Origin of the sequence: Salipaludibacillus sp. CUR1 (assembly GCF_021028955.1) — a bacterium.
Taxonomy (GTDB): Bacteria; Bacillota; Bacilli; order Bacillales; family Salisediminibacteriaceae; genus Salipaludibacillus.
In genome coordinates, this window is sequence record NZ_JAIWPE010000020.1 from 87,535 (window position 1) to 110,346 (window position 22,812).

The 22,812-nt window shown below is 42.0% G+C and carries 17 protein-coding genes; 1 reads left to right on the plus strand and 16 read right to left on the minus strand.

The window, feature by feature from the left end; translation table 11 throughout:
• Nucleotides 1–132: 132 nt before the first annotated feature.
• The 9 genes from K8O68_RS04875 to K8O68_RS04915 all read right to left on the minus strand — a co-directional run bounded on the left by K8O68_RS04875 (nucleotide 133) and on the right by K8O68_RS04915 (nucleotide 10,579).
• The gene (locus tag K8O68_RS04875) at nucleotides 133–1,284 is read right to left on the minus strand and encodes a CapA family protein (protein WP_230895818.1); all 1,152 of its coding nucleotides are present in this window, start codon (nucleotides 1,282–1,284) and stop codon (nucleotides 133–135) included.
• Nucleotides 1,285–1,510: 226 nt separating this feature from the next.
• On the minus strand, nucleotides 1,511–3,025 hold the full coding sequence (locus tag K8O68_RS04880) for a M14 family zinc carboxypeptidase (RefSeq protein ID WP_230895819.1): 1,515 nt from the start codon (nucleotides 3,023–3,025) through the stop codon (nucleotides 1,511–1,513).
• An 806-nt stretch (nucleotides 3,026–3,831) separates the two neighbouring features.
• Nucleotides 3,832–5,340: a sugar-transfer associated ATP-grasp domain-containing protein gene (locus tag K8O68_RS04885; protein ID WP_230895820.1), complete on the minus strand. Its 1,509-nt coding sequence runs from the start codon at nucleotides 5,338–5,340 to the stop codon at nucleotides 3,832–3,834.
• A gap of 232 nt (nucleotides 5,341–5,572) precedes the next feature.
• Entirely contained in the window at nucleotides 5,573–6,418 is an 846-nt protein-coding gene (locus K8O68_RS04890) for a Cof-type HAD-IIB family hydrolase (protein WP_230895821.1), read from the minus strand.
• A gap of 51 nt (nucleotides 6,419–6,469) precedes the next feature.
• The gene (locus tag K8O68_RS04895) at nucleotides 6,470–6,628 is read right to left on the minus strand and encodes a hypothetical protein (protein WP_230895822.1); all 159 of its coding nucleotides are present in this window, start codon (nucleotides 6,626–6,628) and stop codon (nucleotides 6,470–6,472) included.
• Between the two features lie 17 nt (nucleotides 6,629–6,645).
• On the minus strand, nucleotides 6,646–7,911 hold the full coding sequence (locus K8O68_RS04900) for a PTS ascorbate transporter subunit IIC (RefSeq protein ID WP_230895823.1): 1,266 nt from the start codon (nucleotides 7,909–7,911) through the stop codon (nucleotides 6,646–6,648).
• Nucleotides 7,912–7,931: 20 nt separating this feature from the next.
• Nucleotides 7,932–8,204, minus strand: coding sequence for a PTS sugar transporter subunit IIB (locus tag K8O68_RS04905; RefSeq protein WP_230895824.1), 273 nt, complete (start codon nucleotides 8,202–8,204; stop codon nucleotides 7,932–7,934).
• A gap of 19 nt (nucleotides 8,205–8,223) precedes the next feature.
• Nucleotides 8,224–8,688, minus strand: a complete 465-nt coding sequence (locus K8O68_RS04910) for a PTS sugar transporter subunit IIA (protein ID WP_230895825.1) — start codon at nucleotides 8,686–8,688, stop codon at nucleotides 8,224–8,226.
• 1 nt (nucleotide 8,689) lies between these two features.
• The gene (locus K8O68_RS04915; protein ID WP_230895826.1) at nucleotides 8,690–10,579 is read right to left on the minus strand and encodes a BglG family transcription antiterminator; all 1,890 of its coding nucleotides are present in this window, start codon (nucleotides 10,577–10,579) and stop codon (nucleotides 8,690–8,692) included.
• 432 nt (nucleotides 10,580–11,011) lie between these two features.
• Between K8O68_RS04915 and K8O68_RS04920 the strand changes: the two genes are divergently transcribed.
• Nucleotides 11,012–11,539 carry a CueP family metal-binding protein gene (locus K8O68_RS04920; RefSeq protein WP_370640487.1) on the plus strand — a complete coding sequence of 176 codons (528 nt, stop codon included), beginning with the start codon at nucleotides 11,012–11,014 and terminating at the stop codon, nucleotides 11,537–11,539.
• Between the two features lie 186 nt (nucleotides 11,540–11,725).
• Here K8O68_RS04920 and K8O68_RS04925 read toward each other — a convergent pair whose 3' ends face one another.
• The 7 genes from K8O68_RS04925 to K8O68_RS04955 all read right to left on the minus strand — a co-directional run bounded on the left by K8O68_RS04925 (nucleotide 11,726) and on the right by K8O68_RS04955 (nucleotide 22,811).
• Nucleotides 11,726–12,058, minus strand: a complete 333-nt coding sequence (locus K8O68_RS04925) for a hypothetical protein (protein ID WP_230895827.1) — start codon at nucleotides 12,056–12,058, stop codon at nucleotides 11,726–11,728.
• A 663-nt stretch (nucleotides 12,059–12,721) separates the two neighbouring features.
• On the minus strand, nucleotides 12,722–13,843 hold the full coding sequence (gene wecB / locus K8O68_RS04930; protein WP_230895862.1) for a non-hydrolyzing UDP-N-acetylglucosamine 2-epimerase: 1,122 nt from the start codon (nucleotides 13,841–13,843) through the stop codon (nucleotides 12,722–12,724).
• 142 nt (nucleotides 13,844–13,985) lie between these two features.
• Complete coding sequence (locus K8O68_RS04935) at nucleotides 13,986–15,605, minus strand: ATP-binding cassette domain-containing protein (protein ID WP_230895828.1); 1,620 nt, start codon at nucleotides 15,603–15,605, stop codon at nucleotides 13,986–13,988.
• 14 nt (nucleotides 15,606–15,619) lie between these two features.
• Entirely contained in the window at nucleotides 15,620–16,423 is an 804-nt protein-coding gene (locus tag K8O68_RS04940; protein WP_230895829.1) for an ABC transporter permease, read from the minus strand.
• Nucleotides 16,420–17,697, minus strand: a complete 1,278-nt coding sequence (locus K8O68_RS04945) for a nucleotide sugar dehydrogenase (protein WP_230895830.1) — start codon at nucleotides 17,695–17,697, stop codon at nucleotides 16,420–16,422. Before K8O68_RS04945 ends, K8O68_RS04940 begins: the two co-directional genes overlap by 4 nt.
• A 193-nt stretch (nucleotides 17,698–17,890) precedes the next feature.
• Nucleotides 17,891–19,729: a heparinase II/III family protein gene (locus K8O68_RS04950; protein ID WP_230895831.1), complete on the minus strand. Its 1,839-nt coding sequence runs from the start codon at nucleotides 19,727–19,729 to the stop codon at nucleotides 17,891–17,893.
• A gap of 19 nt (nucleotides 19,730–19,748) precedes the next feature.
• Nucleotides 19,749–22,811 (minus strand): CgeB family protein, encoded by a 3,063-nt coding sequence (locus K8O68_RS04955; RefSeq protein ID WP_230895832.1) that lies wholly within the window; start codon nucleotides 22,809–22,811, stop codon nucleotides 19,749–19,751.
• Nucleotide 22,812 lies beyond the last annotated feature (1 nt).

Sequence of the window (22,812 nt, forward strand, 5' to 3'; positions counted from 1 at the left end):
TTATTTATCATCCTCACAGCATGCAAAAGTCTAAAGCAGGATAAAAAAAAGCCGTAAAACACTAACTTTTTCTAAAAAACTTAGTAATTACTCTTTACGTACCAACATATTTCAGAGGCACCAAGCCTTACGCTAATCGTTTTCAATTTTTTGATTAACGTGAGCCGTTATTTTCTGATGAGATTTATCAATATGCTCTTTTTCATAGGCGTCCTCTAATAAAAGAACACGGTAGTTATCGTGATCCTCATGCTGAACAAATGTTGGCAGAATATCCGGTTTCGCAAGTTCAATAGATGTTGAATCACCTTCGCGGACTTTACGTACGGTGATCCTGCCGATCCCGCCTATATCGGTGTATTCAAATACCTGACCCGACAGGAAATTCCCCAATGAATAAAAAACCACCGCCTGGCGCCCGTCTTCATCTTCAAGCCAGTCAATCGGCTGAAGGACATGGGGGTGATGGCCAATAATAATGTCCGCGCCTGCGTCTGTGAATTCCTGCGCCATCCGCCGCTGATCGTCGTTAGGCATTCTCTCATACTCGTCACCCCAGTGAGCGTGGACCACCACCACATCCGACCGCTCCCGAAGCTGGTTGATCTCTTCATCAATATGAGGGTTATCCAGCAGGGACACAGCATATTCATGTCCTTCAGGGACAGGGATGCCATTTAAACCATACGTATAAGCCAGCACGCCAATATCGATCCCCTGTACGTTTATAATCCGATCCTCTTCACGATCCTCAGGGCTTTCAAAAATGCCGGTGTACGGCATACCTGTTTTATTCAAGTGATCGATAGCGCTGTATAAACCCTCTAACCCGGCATCAAGTGAATGGTTGTTGGCCAGGCTCAGTAAATCCACGCCTGCATTTTGCAAATCATCGACTATTTGTCTTGGACTGTTAAATAAAGGATAACTGGATAAACCTATCTCAGTGCCGCCTGGCATGGACTCCTGGTTAGCCATAACGAAATCCAGGTCATGTAAATGCTCTTTAATATGCGTAAGCATTGGCGAAAAATCATAACCATCGTCAGTCTCTGCGTCATCGTACACATTTTCATGCAGGAGAACGTCACCCAATGCACCGATCTTTACTTCCTTTACAAAAGGCCTTTTCATATCTCCCTGTTTTTCCATTAACTCGTAACTTCGCTCCCCAGCAGCAGCACTTATTCTCTCTTCTCCCTCAAACTCATTGCCCGCCAAAAAAATAATTCCGCCTGCCAGAACAATAGTGAAGCTGAATAAAAGAACTAGTTTGTAGCTCATAATTACGCCCCCCGGACAGTTAATTGAGCCCATTATACCATGATAATGCTGTCGATCGGCAAACTAGTGTGAATTTTCTGTCATATTTTAACTAACCTCGGCGATCTTTAATAAGGAAGCTGGTTTACGTGCAGAATTGCACTTTAGGCGGCGTATGCTTCTCAGCCTGACCTTTTTTCATAAATAAAGGCCGCCTTTATAAGGCAGCCGTTTATGCGTCTTAGATTTATTCCACTTCTTCTTCCTCTTCATACTCTCTTGGGGCTGCTTCTTCAGCCTCTTCTTCACTTGGAAGATCTTTACGGTACCTGTCTCTCACTGTTGGTAAATCCGTGTCAGCACGCGTCGCATCCGCTTCGTAAAGACTGCCGTCTGCCGCAGCCCGGATCACACTCATCACCTGCTCCTGAGCGTGCCGGGTAAGCATGCCGTTAGAAGTCTGACCGACTTCACTCTGTGTCTGGCCGCGAATTTCTATGAGCAGATTACCTGATCCGGCAAGTCCATAGGCGTTTCGCGCAATTTCAGGGGCGTCTCCGCCAGGGAACTTATTCACATTCGCGTACCCGTACTGTTCCATATGATCCATTATTACAACTGCCATTTGTTTTGACATTTCCAGTGCATCGTCCGGAACATCCGGGTTTGTCGGCCACAGGATTGAGCTGGTTACAGCCCGCTCATCTTCATCCACATAACTGAACTGATTATGAAGATCCAGCATCAGTTTAGGCTCATATTTTTTGTAGGCATCCACAACCGCCTGAGCTTCAGGAACCGGATTCTCCGGGTAGCTGTTCTGGAATTCCACATAAATATCTTCGCCATCTTCGAGCGAGTCAACGAGTTGCTGACCGAACTTCTGGAATGTGTACATGACAGGAATATCGCTTGAGATAGCGAAGCTTGAAAGCTCCGGCTCATCATTATAAGCCACGACACCGAGGGCTCCGGCTTCATACGCATTAGCCGCTTTATCTGTAAAGCTGTTCTCGCCGCGGGAGACCAGCGCAATATTTCCTTCAACTTTTTCTTTAATCGCATCGGTATACTCCTCACTCGTACCGAAACCGACATCGACAAGATAGCCTTCGACACCGTCATATTCACGCGGTGTACCAGTCAGACTGCGTCCATTAATCAACCCAAATTCTTCAGAATAAATACCTGCATGGTTATACTGGAACAACGTCGAGTCTTCCCAGTCAAACCAGTGGTAACGGTTAATATCCCATCCTGGCACAGAGCTGGTAAAGAAGCCGTGCGATGCAAAGTGGTTCGGAGCTCTCCAATCGCCATTCGTTCTAATGCCTAACTCAGATCCGTCCGGATTCACCCGCGGAAGCATGTAAACGGTAATCTGTTCGCGAAGCTCTTTTGCTTCCTGACGCTCAGAGGTCAGGAAACGTAAAATATTAATCGCAGCTTCAGCCCCGTGCGGTTCATTCCCGTGCTGCTGGTTCTGGATCATAATGGACTCAGGTCCATCCCCCACTTTAGCCATAAAAATTTCAGTTCCTGTGCCGCTATGACCAATGACATCCAGTTCCATCGTCCCTTTTGAATTTGCTTCAATCTGGTTTAAAGCTTTTTCAAGCTGCTCATTACTCATGAACCCTTCTGTGTTATGGTTTGCTTTTCCAGGCAGAAACGGTCCGCCCGGTGTACTTGAACCGGCAACCGGCAAAGCGAAAACAAGTAGTAATAATAATGTCAAAGCTGCAGTAAGTATTTTTTTCATCTAACTCCTCCTTGGTTTAAAAATTCGGTGTCCAGCCGTCATCTCGCAAACTCGAAACAGGCCTGTCCACAAAAAAACGCCTTTCGTTATGATATAAACTGCTAATCTAAACCTTTACCCCTCCTCCACTTGAAAAAAGTCTTAATATTAAAAATATTATATGAATAATAACTCTTTAGCAATACGGACAAAATGACGCATCGCCTTCCATACCAGTAATAAAGTCCTTCAAAAGCAGGCTGCAACTACCCGCTTCTATTCGCAGCGCTCTTTCAGGTTACTAAATGGGGGAAAATTGAAAATAAATCAATCATTTATATATTTTATGGAATGGATGGAAGGAGGTTATTAAGTTATTGTCTATAAGAAGTTATACGGTCAGTTAAAACCAGTTTTTGGTGATTTGCAGAAGTTGGAAGGGTGAATTCCAATAGTGGGTTGTTGAAAAAATTTATTCATTATCCACTGTGAGGTAAGAAAACAGGTGGGAACATCCACCTCTAAAAAAGAGGCTCGAGCAAAACTAAAGACAAGTTTGTAAAAGACGAACAATAATGTTGATTGAAGGACAGAAGGTGGCGACGTCGCAGGGATTAAGCGCAGGCTGAAGATCCAATTCAACGAAGCTCCAGGCTGAGTTGAATTTAGCTGAAGACAAGCCCCCGGGCAAGCGTCCACCTGGCGGACTGAAATCACTACTTTTCCTAAAAAGAACACCCGAACAAAATTTTCGGATGTTCTTTTTGGTTATTAATCTTTTGTCCCTGTCTCCAGCGTTTATCTAAGCAAATGATAAAAATAGGACCCTACTTATTAACCAACTTAAGAACAGAGCGGAAAAGCTGAGTGTAGCGCCAGCTTTTACTTTGGATGGTTCTTTTGTATTTGAGCTTTACAGAGCTGAGCTCAGCCTTTTTATTTCTTAGCGTGTCTTTTTTAGCTTTTAGTTCAGTCTTTTTATCTTTCAGCTCATTCTTTTTCGCTTTTAGTTCCTTTTCTCTCGCTTCGAGTTCATCATTTCTCGACTTAAGAATGTCTTCTTTCGTTTTTAAAGCCGACTTAATCTTTTTGTTTTCTTCTATTAAACCAGCATTTTGTTTTTGGGCTTGGGTTAATTCTTCATTTAGCTGTTTTTCTCTATTGACCCTTTCCTCTTCCAACTTTCTGTCAGCCCTTCTTCGATCTTTTAACATCAAAACAGGCTCACTTTTTTCATGTTGAGTTCTTACATAATGGAGTACTTCGTCCGTCAAATCTCCGAAGAACGGCTTTTGAGCTGCCAATTGATAAAAAGGTGCGGTTCCGGCGAAGTTGGGTTCTAAAAAGACAGGTTTACCATCAGCCCCCATAGCAATATCCCATGAGATAATATTGTGAGGCAGAATATTTTTATGGCAATCTTTAACAAACTGTTTATATTCATCAAAATTAGGAATAGGCTCAAGATCAGCAAAGCAAAAACCAGTGGTCGGATGATGAGTATACAGCTGACCATGCTTACTGATGGCAGTCTTAAAAAACTTTCCTGATTCATCTATCCCTACGCGAATTCCATCAGCACCATCACTTGCTCCCGCGTTATCTCTGATATCATTATCACTGCCAAATCGGGCAAAAGCCAATAAATACCTTATTTCATTTTTCCACCTGAATGTGACCATACGTAAAGTATTGACAGAAGCCGGGTGAGGAGCAGCCAGAATGGAATGCTGCTGTATAGCTTCCTGGATTAAAAAGTTTTCCATGTATAAATCAACTAATTCGTTAAAAGTAATAAGCTCTCCATCGAGATAAATTGTCTTATCCTTTACGGTGAGTTTTGCGACTCCATTTCCATTGTTTGACCTGCTTGGTTTTATAATTAAATCCGTTTCACTGGTTACTATTTTTTTCCTGGCGGTCTCTATATTAATGCTGTTATGATCCGCATCAAAGTAATTCCCGTTTATATTTTTAACGAGAGTTTCAGGCGACCGCGGCGGATCAACAATAATATCGTAAAGGTTTTTGTCCTTATAAAAGACAGACATATCGTAATCATTAAATACGGGAAGGATTTCCGTTCTCATGACTTTTCCCGGTATTAACCTCTTGTCTTTTCTTCCAGTCAAATTCATAAAAGCTGTAGGTAAAGCAGGATCAATCGTTTTATCATAATGGCTTGTCCAATAGTCATCTACTTCCTGAATAAAACTTTTATCGACATTATCTAACAAACCGCCATCCAGCCATTGGCGAAAATGGGTGGCAGTCGTTTTCATCCCTGCCTCCTTATATACGGTTAGATCTTTAGGCTTAGTTTCTATATTCTGCAAGTCGCTACCCCCTAAATTTTATCTTCAACCATTTTCAATGAAAATACATTGAATTTCAAGAAACCAAGGGATAAAATTAGAGACTTTCCCATTAAAACCATCCCTTCATCCTCTCACTCTTAATCTCGCCTGTTCTCCCATTAAAATCTATTAGTTTTAAGCATTGGCCCTTCACCTGCCCCTAAAAAAACTGCCCGCGTTATGAGCAGGCTCATCCAGCGGGCAGGTGTTATTAATCCTGTTTATATTGAGTTAAAAAATGATATAGGCCATTTTCTTCGTTTGAATAATCCGTAATATTATTAATTTCTTCTTTGACCTCATCACTGCCGTTTTTCATTACAGCGGGAATGCCGGCCAACCGCAGCAAAGGCAGATCATTATTTGCATCACCCACAGCAATAAGATGCTCGCTGTCAATTTCATAATAATCAAGTAACTGCTGCACTCCGGTTCCTTTATTGACTCCCCCTGCCATCACTTCCACGTTATGCTGGGAGGATGAAGAGGTGGAAAACTGGTAGTCTTGCTTTAATTCTTCCAGATGCTTTTTCCACTGTTTTATTTTATCCTGGGATTTACTGAAAAAATAGATCTTTAGAATTTTCGCTTCCTGGTAAGTGTGTATCCATTGAATCTTTGACTTAACAGCTTCCTTGCGGGATTTAGCTTCATGTTCCTCAACGGTTGTGTCTTCCGGAAAATCCACTTCTTCCCTTAATATTTCTTTATCTTTTTCATAAGCAAATCTGGTTCCCTCACTGGGATGAATTTCGTAATAAAGACCTAAGTTTCTGCACTTATCTGCTAACAAATTTACCAGGTCTGCTTCAACTTCATGCTCAGTGAGAAGCTGGTTGTTTGCTTCAATAACCATTCCGTTTCCGCCCACAATGCCATCCGGAACAAGAGCATCCGGCAGAACATCATTCACCTCTTTTAACGTTCTGCCGGTAGCAAGAAACAAACGGACTCCTTTCTCCCTAAATGAAGTCAGTAAATGAATCAGTTCTTCACCGATTTCGTGGTGTGGATCCAGTAACGTTCCGTCCATATCTAACGCGATTGCCTTAATCATAACGATCACCTTCTAATAATTTTGCTAATCTAAAGTTTAATTTCCCAGCACTTAACCCGTGATAATCTTACTGATCAGCATATCATAATACAGAACAACTAAAACATCGGCGGCCGATAATGGTCCGCCGATGTTTCCTTGTTTCTGAGTGTAAACTGTCCGGAGTATGCCCTTCCTGATTTCTCTTGCTGTCTCCTGCAAGTCTGTCATCACGGGCCTCCTAACTATTAACTGAATAAATTAGCTAAGAATCCAATCAGTATACCTATGACTCCAAAGTCTGAATCTCCAAACGTGGTATTTTCAAACCCGAGTGTACCTAATACAGGAAGCAGCAATGCCGGGATGAAACTGATTATCACACCGTTGGTGAAACCACCCGCCGCGGCTCCAATCTTACCTCCTGTCGCATTTCCGAATACCCCTGCACCTGCTCCTGTAAAGAAGTGGGGAACAAGACCAGGGATAATGAGAGCTAAATTAAAGATGCCAAGGAAGAACATGCTGATGACACCGCCGATAAAACTGCTCAAGAACCCGATAATAACTGCCGTAGGGGCATAAGGGTAAATAATCGGAACGTCCAAAGCTGGTTTTGCACCAGGTACAAGTTTTTCAGCAATCCCTTTAAACGCTGGTACAATCTCAGTAAGGATCATTCTAACCCCGGCCATAATGATACTGAAACCGGCTGCAAATGTAATCCCTTGCATAATACCGAACATGATATAGTTCTGGTCGCCGGCATAAGTGCTTACCACTTCAGGCCCTGCCACTAAAACGAGAATCAGGAACATAATAACCATAGTGAGCGCCGTGGCAATTAAGGAATCCCTTAAAAAGGACCATTGATCAGGAATTTTAATGTCTTCTGACGAGTCCTTCTCATTTCCTACCGCCTTACCGACGAGCCCGGCAGATACATACCCGATCGTTCCAAAGTGCCCCATCGCGATCTCATTGCCGCCAGTGACCTTTTTCATAAACGGCTGTGCCAGTGCAGGCATGATAACCATCACAGCCCCAAGGATCACAGAACCTGTGACCACTAACGTAATGCCGCGCATGCCGGACGTTGCTAGAACTGCAGACAGCAGGGCAGCCATGAAGAAAGTATGATGACCCGTTAAGAAAATATATTTAAGCGGTGTGAATCTGGCGAATAGAATATTTGCCAGAAAACCAAAACCCATAATAAGAGCTGTTTCGGTACCAAGTGTCTGCTGTGCAAGTGCCACAATCGCTTCATTATTCGGGATGACCCCCTGGATGTTAAAAGCATCCTGAATGATCCCGCCGAGTGAATCGAGCGATCCTACAATAACGCCTGCCCCAGCGCCGAGAATGACGAAACCAATGATACTTTTAGACGTACCGGAAAAGATTTTTGCAAACTTTGCTCTTTGCAGAATTAACCCGATCATGACGATTAAACCGACGAGCACTTCCGGAAGACTTAGTATCTCATTCATCAAAAATTCGAAAAAACCCATTTATCTTCACTCCTGCCTAATTATTTTGAATCCAGAAATTCACCGATCGCTTTTTCAACTTCAACCTCACTGGCCATATTCATTACTGCTTTTACTGGTGCCGGACCGCCTTCAAGTTGTGAAGCAAACTCATTATTTGTTAAAATTAAGTCCGCTTGAGTACCGGAAGCGGTCCCAATATCGGTTGCTTCTGCTTCCGCATTCAGCCCTTTCTTCTGAATCACTTTCTCAACAGTCATCTTTAACATTAAACTTGAACCAAATCCCATTCCGCATACACATAAAATTTTCATTTTGTTTCCTCCTAATTAATTAATTTTTTGAATAAAATTCATTAATAATATCGTTTGTTTCTTCCTGTGATTCTGTCTCTAACAACCGGTTAATAAACTTTTCGTCTTCTATCCAGCTGGATATGCCTTTTAAAAAGTTAAGGTGGGTTTCTGAATCTGTCGCTGCCAGGCAAATAAATAATCTCGCTGTGTCAGATTTATTATCAGTTCCTGCCGGAAATTCCACATCTTTTTTAAACACGGTTAAGGCAATTCCGCGTTCATTTACTCCCGCTTCAGGCCTGGCATGAGGCAGGGCCACATTAGGCGCGATCAGGATATAAGGTCCTAAATTATCAATATTATCTATCATGGCTTGAATATAATTCTCCGTGATCTTGCCCTGCTTCAGTAACGGCTCGGCACTCACCTTAATAGCTTCTCTCCAGTCAGTCACCTCCTCTTGCCATTGAATACATGATTTGTCTAATTTAACGTCACTCACTCTAATCACCTCGTCCAATCAATTTTGACCAGTGTAAAATTTCATCTACCCTGTCTTTATTCATAAGAAGCTGATGCAAATACTGTAATTGGGGAATGTGGGCCTGTTTATCAGGCGTCGCCATAAACAGCACAGCATAAGAATGCAGCTTGTCCCCTTTTACAAACGGTTTTTTCAATTGAACCAGACTGAACCCTGGCTTCATCACATTGGTGGAATCTGTATGAATAAACAATAATCCCGGGATGAGTTCATACAAATATTCCTTCTCGAAAACTGTGCGCTTAATATCATCTATGAAGTATGCGTTTACAAGATTGGCCTGCTGCAGCAAGGAAACACCTAAATCAAGAACAGGTTGTAAATTGTCCGTGGCGGCTTCTTCATATACTGCAATTCTTTCAGGAGGAATTAAAGCATGAATAGATTTATGACTTTCCTCTATCAGCCTGGTCCCGTTTTTTCTGGCTGTATTTCCTATGAAATGCTCCAGTTTTTTTATGTCATCAGCCGTCATTATTGGTTTTACTGTGACATAAGGGTACGGAGTGTCATGCAGCGAGACTGAAGAGACTATAAAATCAGGTTTTTCCCAATCTTTCACATGCTTCAGTTCCGATATGGCCATTGTTTTTTTGACCTCAATTTGAGGAAAGTGTTTCATTATTGTCACTGTTAATAGCCGGCTTGCCGCAAGACCGCCCGGGCACACGACCCAAATGGGATACCGTTCATTTTCAAATGACGCTTTTTCGTAAATAAAAGCCAGGCAGATCGCCATAGGCGTCATACTGTCCATTCGCAGTGTCTCTACCGGCATGATCTCGTCTGATAAGACTTCCCACAGGTGGAAAATAATAAAAGGATACTGCTCTTCCACCTTTTTCTTTAAGGGATGGATAAAAATGATGTCATGCTCTTTTGCAATTATGAAAGATTCCCATTCCCTGTAAATCTCCTCCAGCTGGTCTTCACTAAATTCAGCAAGTCCGATCCGCGTACTCATTTTGTCCGTAAAAGTTAAAAACAATTCATCTTTTTGCCAAACTATTTGACCCGTGTTATAAACCCCTCCTGTTGCCCGCAAATATAAATAGGCAAATATCATCTCGTCTTCAAGAAAATGAGTCTCGAATGCAGCACATAACTCTCTCCATAACTCTGAGAACCAGTTTTCAACGGTTACACCTTTGCTTTTCTCTTCTTTCAAAAAATGGCCTGACCGAACCCTTTGCAATTGCAGCGTCCAAACTCTGAAACAAGAGGAAAGATTGCCTCTTCTATACAGTCTTTCTTCCAACACAGAGAAACTTTTATCAATATCATTTAATGAGAAATGTGACCAGTTTAAATTAGGAATTGGATTGACAGTGTCCCATGCTTCTTCAAGTTTTTCGATAACGCTCAGGAGAGCAAGACGCTTATGCCTCTCTTCACCTTTTAATCTGAAACCTTTGCTGCCTCTTTCTAATAAAAGATGAAACTGTCCAGCCCATTGTTCTACTTTCTCCATTTGCTGCAATATGGTTGCTTTACTAACGTCAAGTTCTTCTGCAATTTGCCTGAGACTTTGCCAGTCTTCCTGAATAATAAGTTCATGAATGATTAATAAAAATCGTTCGTCGACAGATATTGAACGGCCATAAAAGTTGAGTGCCTCATATATTTTTTTGAGTTGTGCATTGTCAGGAGATGACTTCAGTTCCCATACACCGCGGCCTGAAACGTGATCCAGATCAACACTCTGCTCCTTTAACCAACCCGAAATAATCTCAAGATCGTATCTTAATGTCCTTTCACTTACTCCAAACATGTCTTCCACATCTTTGATTTTGAACTGAGTGTTTCCATTAAGAATCATTTGGACGAGCTGACGTCTTCGGGCGTTCATTATCTGCACCTCCTTCCTGAATTTAATTATATAAAGTTGTTCTGTATTTTTGAATACGCTTACATTATGGTTTTATTCAGAATTGTTTGAACCAAAATAAACGATGGGAAGTCCTCCTATTTTTCTAAAAATATGGGAGCCGAGCGGTTAGAGGTAAGTATTTGTCGAGTCAAAGATTGTTATTCACTGCTGAAAAAAAGAAAAAGCAGCTAATAAATATAAGATCGATTTACATTCTTATAACAACGGAAGTCGCTAATGACTTTTTAAACGAGCCACTCATCACATCTTTCCTGGCCGATAGAAAAAAATAATGAAAACTTCACAAAAACCTCAAATTTTTCATATATTGTCAACTTGGAAACGTTAATAACTGCGTTATAATGTTCTTATAAGAGTCAAGGTGGTGAAAAGCATATGAAGAACACGTTGATGCGGAGGGCAGGAGCAGCAGCCATGGGACTGGCAGCTCTCGTATTTCTTTCCGGATGCGGTGGGAATGCCGATACAGCAGTTGAAGGGGAAACAGAAGACATTAAGGAACTGGTTCACGAGTACAGTTCAGGAAATAGTGAGGGCGAGGTCGCCTCAATTACCTCCCATGAACTCATTGTGACAGACAGTGAGGACAACGAGTCGGTTTACGACTTGCCTGAAGAGGAGTTCTTTGTGTCAATTGCTCCATACGTCAATGAAACTCATCCATGAAGCATCCATAACCTGACAGGTTGTCAGGGCGAGCTTGCAGAGGAAGAGTTTGAGGTCCTTATTGAAGATACAGATGGAAACGTGGCTGTTGATGAGACGATCCAGTCTCCACCGAACGGCTTTATTGATTTATGGCTGCCTCGGGACAAAACCTACCACGTGACAATAGAGCATGACGGCAAAACAGTCGAATCAGAGATTTCCACCTTTGAAGGAGACGATACATGCATCACAACGATGCAGCTGTCATAAACGAAAGCACCTGAAAGGGTGCTTTTTGTTTTGCGCGGCGGCAGGGGAGTTTTTTTACTAGTGTCGGATGGTTCCGGAAGAGTGGGCGGTCCCGAATAAGCAGGTTTATGTTAGCGGGAACAAAAGGCTTCGCCAAAACAAAAAAAGCCTGCGCCAGGTTAATTAAACCTGGCGCAGGCTGTATAACTATTTTTCAATAACATCGACAGGCCCGTGGTCATCAATATGATCACCGTGAACGTGATGCAGCCTTCCGTTAACTAAATAATCGTAATGGTCGCCGTGCGGAACGAGTTCATGCCCGCAATCTTCGTTGTGCTTGCAGTCGGACTCAACCGGCGCGCAGCTGTCAGGATTCTGGTCAGATACTTCAATTTTACACTCATCCCAGTGCTCCTCATGCTTATGATGAAGGTGTCCATCATGCACATAATCGACGTGGCCACCATGTTTAATTTTCGTGTGTCCGCAAGAAAGAGAATGTTCATGAGTATGGTTTTTATGCGTGTGACAAGCCATGTTAAAACCTCCTAAATTCATGATAGTTAAAGTATAACATGTCCTAATTTCTCTTGCTTATTATCAAAAAAGTTACGATTTGGGAGTCTGAAGGGTTAAATTAAACGAAATCTGGGGCATTGTTGGATTGAATCTTACATGAAGTAAAAATATGGCACAACACACTAGTATAATATATCCTGCCGGTGAAGGAAGACAAGCCCCTGAAGAAGCGTAGATCAGGTAATAAAGGTATATTAATAAACTAATTCAGTACTTATGTGAAGGATTTTTATAAGAATGAGGGAATGTGTTTTTGAAAGATTGTCAGATAATAATAATTCAAAGTTACTGATAGAAGGGTGGATTTCGCCGATTGATTTCGTTTTTCGCTGATTGAATTACATTTTCGCTGATTGAACTCATTTTTCGCCGATTGGCCCCCATGTCGCCAAGATAGAGACACTATTCCGTCGAATTTCACCCGATTGTTCAGCTCTCCGACTGAAATTACCGCCTTTATTCGTTGTAAAGTTTATCTTCTATAAGATAAAAGCGAAGAACTGAACAAATATCGCCACATTTGTTCAGTTCTCTTTAAGTTACTGTTCTATTGTGCCCTCCCCCTTCCTCTCCTCTAAAAAAACAGACACCCTATACGGGTGCCTGCCTTAATAACATTTTTTACACTGTAAAATCCTTTGGTCTGTCCTGAAGAACTTCAAAGTGGTACTGGATGGCTTCGGCGATCCGCCGGGAAGCATTTCCGTCACCGTATGGGTTAGAAGCCTTTGACATTTTTTCATAGGTGGTCTGGTCATTTAAAAGCTCGTCCGCAGCTTGATAGACCGCTTGTTCCTCTGTCCCCACAAGTTTTAGCGTGCCCGCTTCCACACCTTCAGGACGTTCCGTTGTATCGCGCAATACAAGTACCGGTTTACCTAAGGAAGGGGCTTCTTCCTGGATGCCGCCTGAATCAGTCAAAATAATATGAGCTTGTGAAGAGAAGTTATGGAAATCTCTTACTCCAAGCGGTTCAATAAGATGAACCCGGTCGTCATCTCCCAGTACCCGGTCTGCGATCTCTTTCACGACTGGATTTAAATGGACCGGATAGACAACTTGGACACCAGGGTTCTCTTCCACAATCCGTTTAACGGCTTTAAAGATGTTTTCCATTGGCTGGCCAAGATTTTCCCTGCGGTGGGATGTCAGAAGGATCATCTGGTCATCGCCCACTTTTTCCAGGACAGGATGTGAATAGTCAGAGACGACCGTGGAGTTTAAGGCGTCAATCGCCGTATTCCCTGTTACAAATATGTCGTCTGCAGATTTATTTTCCTCTTCTAAGTTTTGCCGCGCTTTACCAGTCGGGGCAAAATGAAGGTCGGCAACAGTTCCGGTCAATTGCCGGTTCACCTCTTCAGGGAAAGGCGAATACTTATCCCACGTTCTTAGCCCTGCTTCCACATGGCCGACGCTGATCTGGTTATAAAAAGCTGCGAGACTTCCGACAAATGTGGTCGTGGTATCGCCATGCACGAGAACCACATCAGGCTTTACCTTCTTCATGATGTCATCCAGCCCCTGCAGCGCCCGGGCAGTCACATCTGTTAATGTCTGTTTGGCTTTCATAATATTTAAATCATAATCAGGCTCAATATTAAACAGTTGGAGCACCTGATCAAGCATTTCCCGATGCTGTCCGGTAACCGTCACAATTGACTCAATATGACCGTTTTCTTCAAGCTCCTTAACCAGCGGACACATCTTAATCGCTTCTGGCCGTGTTCCAAAAATCGTCATGACTTTTATTTTTGCCACATTATCTACAACCTCTCTAATATTCCTTTTCGGTCAATTTTGTGAGGTAAGCTGCTGCGCTGCAGACAATCTGCAACGCTGTAAACTTATCCTTTTCAAATTACAGCCGACTCACCTAAAAAACTTACAATAACTCAGACAAGCGGGAATGACTGATTTCAACCGTTTCGTCATCCATATTGACGGTGATGCCGTAATCGTCAGTTTCGAAGTAGTAAATGACTCCCTCATCAGCCAATACGGCCTGGTCTTCCCGAATCGACTCAAAGTCCTCTTCATCTGCATTGACATTCGAAATGACTAACCGCGTTAACTCTTCGTCATCAAAATAGAAGACAGCTTCATCGTACCCGTATTCCAGGTAAGTCTCCTGGTCATCGGTCTCTCCTTCATCAGTTAAGCCTTCGTAAGTGTCCCGGACGTCCTCTTCCTCCAAGTTCATATGAGCCAGATGGTATTGCCATGAAGCAGAAAAGACGTCTGGAAAAATAACGCTCAGATCCTCAATTGATACCGCTGATTCATTTATGCCGCTTTCGAGAGTGACATGCGCGCTCTCCACATAGCCTTCATTTTCTTCAGCTTCAATATAGTAAATGCCGTCCGTTTCTTCACTTACGAAAACCAGCTCACCGAATTCCAGCTCTTCCGTCTCACTCGCTAAATCCTCACTCTCATAAATGGCTGCATCTTCCGCGGTAATAAATCCTGCTTCCTCTATTTCCACCGCCGGGGACTCTTCCTCATCTGCTTCCCCTTCATTTTCCAGCCCATTTTCCTCTGCCGTTTCTTCCCGGGTCTCTTCGTCATCTGTCTCCCACAAAGCCGAAACGGGCTGATCCATTAACAGCAAGGCAGCGGCAAAGACTGTAAAGAGTAAAATAACAACCGCCTGAAGACCCGCCAGGATATCTCCCTTGCCCGGTTTTCTCTTTTTCTCATTTTGGTTCATGCGTTCGTGTGACTGGGCCTTCAATTCTTTCGCTTTATAGTTTTTCTGGGCTTTCGTGTCCAGGTTATTAAACCAGTCAATGAATCCCTGATATTTCTTAATGACTGTTTCTGCCGGTCCAAATTCTTTTAACTGACCGAAATGCAGCCACATGACCCGGTCTGAAATAGACTGGATCTGGCCAATTGAGTGGCTGATAAAGAAAATGGTTTTGCCTTCCTGTTTAAATTCATTGATTTTTTTAATACACCGCTCGTAAAACGTCTGGTCACCGACAGAGAGCGCTTCGTCGACGATCAGTATGTCCGGGTTAGTATGGACGGAGATGGCAAAGCCGAGCCTGGCCTTCATTCCGCTCGAATAATTTTTAACCGGCTGATCCATAAAATCACCGATATCGGCGAACTCAATGATCTGCGGAATAAGCCTTTCCACTTCGCTGTTTTCCATCCCGAGCATCAGGCATTTCAGCCTGATATTTTCAATCCCTGACAGATGGCCGTTAAGTCCTGCAGAAATCGCAATTAGGGAGGGCTCACCATTAATGTTTATGTCTCCCGATGTCGGTGGAACAACCTGGGCAAGCAGGTTGGACAAGGTGGATTTTCCGGAACCGTTAATGCCTACAACACCGATTGTCTCTCCTTCCCGGACGTCGAAACTCAGCTCGTAAATGGCATTGAACTGCTTTTCCTTATAGCCGGGGAAGATGATGCCCAAAAGTTTGTCCGACTTTCTCTTATACAAATTATAAACTTTGGTGACATTTGAAAATGATACTTTAGTCTTCATACTCCTCCCCCTTACTATAGGAAATCTATAAATTTCTTCCTGAATTTAAAATGGAGCACTGCTCCGATGAACAGAATTAACAGAGTGAGCGCCCAGAAATACAGCGTGTACGTGAGATCTTCATAAAACCACCCTTGTCCTAAAAAGGTATCTCTGAACCCGAAAATAAGATAATAGAACGGATTCAGTTTTAAAATCTGGTGGTAAACTTCAGGCATGCGACTCGGTTCCCAGAGAATAGGCGTCAAAAAGAACAGCAGCCTCATCATCGACTGCAAAAATAACTGAAAATCCCTTATGATAATTGAAATCGTTGAAGCAAGTATCGTAAATGCAAACAGAAACACATACAGACACAACAGATAATACGGAAGCTGCAAGAGAAAAATGCCCGGGTTGATTCCGTTAAAATAAACAATCCCTGTCAGGATCGCCAGCATAATATAAAAGTTGGCCGATTTGCTTATAATCGTAATCGCAGGCAGGATGCTGACAGGAAACTTCATTTTGGACACTAAATTGATTTTGGTATAAATACTGTTGGACCCCTGCACTAACGACGGTCCAATAAAAAACCACGGAATTAACCCGCAAAGAAGCCAGACAAAGAAAGGAATATCCCCGACTGGCGCCCCGCCCCTGATACCGATCCCAAATACAAACCAGTAGACAAAAATCTGGACCGCAGGGGTGAGAAATTGCCACAGGGCCCCTAAGTAATGCATCTGATAGAGGCTTTTAATATCGTAAGCAGACATTCTAAACATGAGCCCTGTATTGGCAAACTGTTCTTTTAACAGGTGATACACGTGCGTCATACTTGAGGCGCCTCTTCTCCTAATCCTTCGTACAGGCTTCCAAGGTTAATATAATTAAATTCTTCAGAACGGTTTTTCACAACATTTTTCGTGTCAAAAATGATTTTATTTTTCATCCCGCTCAGTGCATTAAAGTCGAGATTCTTAAACTCACTGTGATCTGTTAATACTAAAATCAGGTCTGAATTGACGGTTGCTTCTTCCATGTCGTTAATTACAAAGTCTGCCTCTACATGCGGATCATAGGCTTTAACAAAAAATTTCTCACTTTTTTTCAAAGATTCATAAATTTCCATGGCCGGACTTTCACGAACATCGTCCACATTGCCTTTATAGGTTAAGCCGAACACAGTTACCGTCTTTTCTTTAACATCTCTTAAAAGATTATCTACCTTGTCGACAACATATTCCGGCATAGACGTGTTAATAGACCTTGCTAAACCAATCATTTTGGCTGTTTCCGGAGCTTTTGACACGATAAAATAAGGATCTACAGCGAGACAGTGTCCGCCTACTCCAGGCCCGGGCGTATGAAGGTTCACACGCGGGTGTTTATTTGCCATTTCTACGACGTTCAATGAGTTAATATCAAGTTCTGTACATACCTTCGTCAATTCATTGGCTAAGGCAATGTTAACGTCCCGGTACGTATTCTCCATTAACTTGGACATCTCAGCTGTTTTCGCGTCCGTTTTGACAATTTCTCCTTGGACAAACGTTTCGTAAATTTTCGCTCCTGCCTCTGTACATTCGTTTGTGATGCCTCCGACAATACGGTTGTTATAAATAAGTTCTTCCATAATTTTTCCCGGAAGCACACGTTCTGGACAATGCACTAAAAAGATGTCTTGTCCTACCGTAAAACCTGCTTCATCAAGAAGCGGCTTCACATAGTCATCCATGCTTCTAGGAGCAATAGTAGATTCTACGATAATAGTATTCCCTTTTTCCAGATAAGGAATAACGGTGTTTGTCGCACTTAAAACAGCCGTCAGGTCGCACGATTTGTTGGCATCCTCTTTGTTTGGAGTAGGCACAGAAACAATAAAGACATCCGCTGCTTCAGGCTGCATGCCGGCCTTAAATTTGCCTTCCTGGACCACTTCGGTTAACGCCTCCTGGAGCCCCGGTTCTTCAATATGAATTTGGCCGTTATTCAGAGAGTCGATCACATCGGTATTGACATCGACACCCAGTACATCCACCCCGTGTTTTGCGAACATAATAGATGTCGGCAGTCCGATATAGCCCAATCCAATAGTACATAGTTTCATAAATAATCTCTCCTTTTATTATTAGGTTACTTACACAGCTCTTAAGGATTTTTTCAGTAATCCGTTATTCCTTTAATCTTATCTCCTGCTAATTCTTATTGAGCAGCAGGAGAATAAACCCGTCTCTTTGTTTCACTACGCTTCCTGTTTCCCAGCACCCGGTTCTATAGAAATTCCGGCATCAAGAATACCTTTATCTCTTGCTCATTTCTTTGTAAATAAGAGAATCATTATTTACGAGAGCTTCAAATAATTTATTATTGGAAAATTTCTTTTGCGTGTTGAAATATTTCTCATTAATATGGATATGTTCAAACCAATCTGTAAGCAACAGGTCAATATCGTAGTTTTTCCATTTGAAAGTTATATGATTGCCATTCCATTGAAAGTCACTTAGATTAGTAGTCTTGTTTGTTCTTATATGAGTCGCAAATGTGACCACTTCTCCGGTTTTTTGCTGAGTTAATAAATCACTCGGCTCCCACTCCTGATAATAGAAAGAAGACCAGCCCCTGACAGGATTTTGTTGTCCCCGAAAATGGTCAAATTCAGCCTCATCGAGGACATTAGAGATATATAACATATCGTTATCCTCATAAGCAGAAACCATTTCTTTATTAATCTTTCTCGTTTTCAATTTAGGATGAAGGTTGTAAATGAGTTCCCCCGTATTTTCCATGCCGCCTTTTATAATATCGAGAATTAAAATATCTGTTGGTTTTAAATAGAAAATAACTCTTCTATGGACGGCGTTTTTTGACAGAGCGTGAAAACCGGACGCATAACCAATATTTTTTAAAGATAAGAAACTGGTAATATCACTTAAACCGATATATTTTCTTCTAAGTTCCGTTTCTTCGTTGTTGATTCTGACCGTATTGTGCCCGAACGCAGAAGTCACATACTGTCTCTCTTCTTTGTCATACTGATAGCTGAATTTTCCTGCATCAGTCAGTAAAGGCATACCTTGAGAGTAAAACGTAAAGGCCAGGTCATCATGATGTTTATGAACCCTGGAATTAAAGGCACTGTAAAATGTCAGCTGGGAGGTTTCCTCGTCGTTATTCCAGTCACTTCGATAAATAGCATATCCCCCATCACTGAAAAACGCGTCATTCGGCAGATCAATTTCTTCATTGTTTTTACCTTTAATAGAGTTGAGAATTCTTAACAGGTTATCTGAGATAGACCCCCAGTAATGCTTATTTATGTTAAAGGTTTGCGCTTCACTGTCCCCGATAGTTTGAAATTTCCCATCAGGCTGAAGCATGTAAATAAAGAAACGGATTATTTTTTCCAGTTTTCTTCCGAGTTCTTCTACTTCCTCATCCCCCGCCTGAATCAGGATATGATTAAAAGCCAGAAGCCTTTGGGCAATAATATAAATATAGTGAGGAGAATGTTCCAGATATGATCCGTCCTCCGCAAACAGGTTATTCAACTGCTTCCAAAATCTTTCTCTTGCCAGTTTGATCCATTCTTCAGCCCGGGGAGCGTTCCGGAAAACATTTGCTCCAATATAGAGGGCAATATCCTGATCCAATCCATGATTGTGATTTGGCATATAAAAGCTTTCATCTGACAGCTTCTCCATATGTTCAGCAGCTATTTCCGTCATGTAGGATTCCTCTTGCTTGTCCCCTGCCTCATTGAAATTTAAATAAAGCTTGCTGATCTGTATCAGCCTGATAGCAGTAGTATGGTCATGCCATCCCATAACTGAGGGAGATTCAGGCGAATTACCGTGATGCCATTTAAACACTATTTCTTTGGCTAACTGTAATTTATCTGGGTTACCGTCCACTTTATAAGAGTCGATCAAGTAAGCGACACTAACTAAACAATGATGCCAGAAAAGCCAGCTGCGATCATGAACATCCGCATTCCACAAATTACTGTCAGAGAGGGCGACACTGCTGTACCGGGCGCTCACCCTGTAAATTCCTGCTTTATAATCTTCATAGATCTTTTCCAGCTGTTCCTCATCATTAATTGTACTGTGCATATTTAAAATATCTTTTGAAGCTAACATAGCGCCTCCTTAAGTAAGGTCATTCCAAAACCAGTACTTTTGCTCCGGAGTCCAGGAATCTCTTACTCTCATGTTCGTTAAATATAATATTAAAAGTTTCATCTACAGACAGTAAATTGAATACATCCTTCTTATAAGCTGACTTGTCATGATTTATATTTTTACTGGAGGCCCAGCTGCCTTTGCAGCTTTCATTCACTTCAATAACTTCCGGATCAGAGTAAAGGGCAGCTAAAGAAATATCCAGTAAATGGTGAGTCTCATAATCAGAATAAGCATCCATAACCGCAATATAAGGAGAGTCTACAGCTTCGTTAATGTTTGCATACAGATCTTTATATTCTCTCTCATTAAACACCATGACTTCTTTGTCAAAGTCCTCTTCAATCAGGTAATCTAATACTTCCTCACTGCTGGTAATTAAGTGAAGTTCCTTAGATGACAATGTCTGCTTGGCAAAGTTTTTCAGGATAAGATCCGCTTCTTCGATATTTTGGACACGGCTTATGACAGAGACAGGCTGCTTCTCTTTAACATAGGGCAAATTTAAAGTGGCAGTAAGAGATTCCAGCCGGTGTGCATAAGTGTGTTCACTTAACACCCTTCTAATTCCTTCAGATGTAACTTTTCGGTAATAGTCCCCGTCATGAAAAATTTTCTCTATAAATTCCGCGATGTCTTCCTCAGACTCCGAAACTGATACTAAGTCTCCAAACGTTTCTTCAACTCCAACTGAATACGTGCTGATAATCGGCGTGCCGGATGCCAGGCCTTCGTACACCCTTCTCGCAAACATCGTAGGAGAATCTTTAACCGTACTGACATTAATCATTGCTTTATAGCCTTTATAAGCTTTATCAATTTCGTAATATTTCAGGCTTCCTTTAATATAAGGTTCTAAATATTCCGGGAAGCGGTTATTCGGCAGAAGACCCTGTTTTATCTTTTCATAGTTCCGGTCGTAAATAGACAAACCGTACGGCATGGCCTGGTCGAAAATTCTTAACATATCTTCAGACCGCTTTTCGTGTTTTTTATAATAGGAGCCTGCAAAGCTTATGCCGTCTTTTCTTTCCCCGATTGACAGCGGGTTGTGAATTTTAGGCTGGGCGGCGAACTGCAGAACATCGACCCGATCATGTCCGCATGCTCTTTTGTAATCTTCCACAACATTAATATCTGTCGTAAAAACATAATCAAATAGTTTTGCTGTATTGATAAAATGCTCGAAATGCACAGGATCTTCCTTATTCCAGAAAACGGTTGGAATATTGTTTTCCCTGCACCAGGCGATTAAACGGCTTAGGTCCTTTACTGACTCCTCATCTGCATACTGGACCTTTTTTGCCCATTGGCCATTATTTCCCCGCCAGGCTGATTCCACCATTAATAGATCAGGCTGTTCTTCAGTTAAAATTTCTCTCCAGTTATCCGGGCCAAAGGAAATAAGGTTGCATTCAGCGCCGTAACAAGCTGACGTAAATTCGTCAAAAATAGCGGCCATTTTTAAGGATCGCAAAGGTTTTACTCCATTTAAACGGAACATACCTGGTTCTTTTGAACTGAGCCATTCCATGTCTCCTCCGGTCTGCCGGACCGGATAAGAATTTATGAAAAAATCCTTAACTTCCGCATGAACTGTGCCGATAATAAGAAGGGATATCCTGCACCTTGTTACATGATCTTTAAATTTTAAAACATTCATTTCATTTGTTTTCAGCTGATGAACCTGAACCTTTTCATGTTCTGAGTAGCTAATGATAATGGGGGTGACCATCCCGCTGCCGCTTTCTTCCGCTTCAATAAATACTTCATAGTAGCTGTCGGATGAGACAGGGAAAATCGATTCATCAGGCACCTTGCTGAAGCTGTTATTGGTCACGTTATAAGAAATATAATTCTTTTCCGTCTCTTTCTGGTCAGCTCCGATCAGAAGCTTGCCGTCTTCACTTATTGTATTGAGGTTATTTGGTTTAGGATTAAACCATTTATTTTCATCCATCTCGACAATTGTTAAATGCTCTGATTTTTTCTTAATTTCTGTTATACCGACCTGCAAACCGGAAGCTTCTCCTTCACCTCTCACTCTCAGGAACGGCCTGATAGCTGTAACCTCATCTTTGAACGTGACTAAATGAGTATCATTCATCGGAATAGACTTCATGTCAATAGTCTCTCCCTGCTCGGAGAAGCCGGCTATAACAAGGTCAATTACCAGTTCTCCTGCCGCTTTGGCAGAAAAACCAAAATGGTAGTAGCTTGATGGGCAGTGGGTCAAAGGCAAATGTTCCGTTTCCAACGGAACGTTTACTTCCTTGTCTTCAAACAAAGAAAGATAAGAAAAACGGTTACCTTCTAAACCGGATGTTAAATTATCTTCGTTTAACTCGAGGGCATCCTGATCCAAATCAGCAATAAACAGACTGTTTTCCGTCAGGCTCATCGTATGGTCAAAATCTCTTAGTTGAATACCCGACACCTGGCTGCTCTGATGACCCGGAGATGAATTGCCGGGTAGAAAAAATGAATTTGCAGGTCTCTTTTTGACTGAAGCAGCCTTTGAAAATCCCTCAAATGACGTGTCGTTAATCTGTATATCATTTAATTTCACTAAGCCTGAGCCTTTAACTCTTAATGCCAGCCGGAAATGTTCGATACCCTCCGTCTGAAAATTTGCTGCTGCCCGTTCATTGATGGTTTTAATTTGGAGCATTTCAGTTTTTTTATGGTTTTTATAGCCAATTAAAAAAAGCGTCAATTCTATGCTTTCATCGACTTTCCCATTTATAAGCACTTCCATGTTATTGGAAGCAATATTTATATCAGCAGCTGGCATTTGGCCGAAATCAACATTAGGTTCCATATATGAAAAATAGACATGGCCGCCGTCAGGGATGGAAAAGGTGACTCCGTTTGTGCCGGCAGAAAAAAACAAATCTGTTTTCTGGTTGTAAAACCACGGAGCTTCTCCCATTTTATAAATAATCTCACGGGAATCAGGGCTTTTTTTTATGTCGGAAAGGAGTTCCTGCTTTCTTTTCATAACTTTATTTAATTGACTCTCCAGTACTTCAAAATCCAAT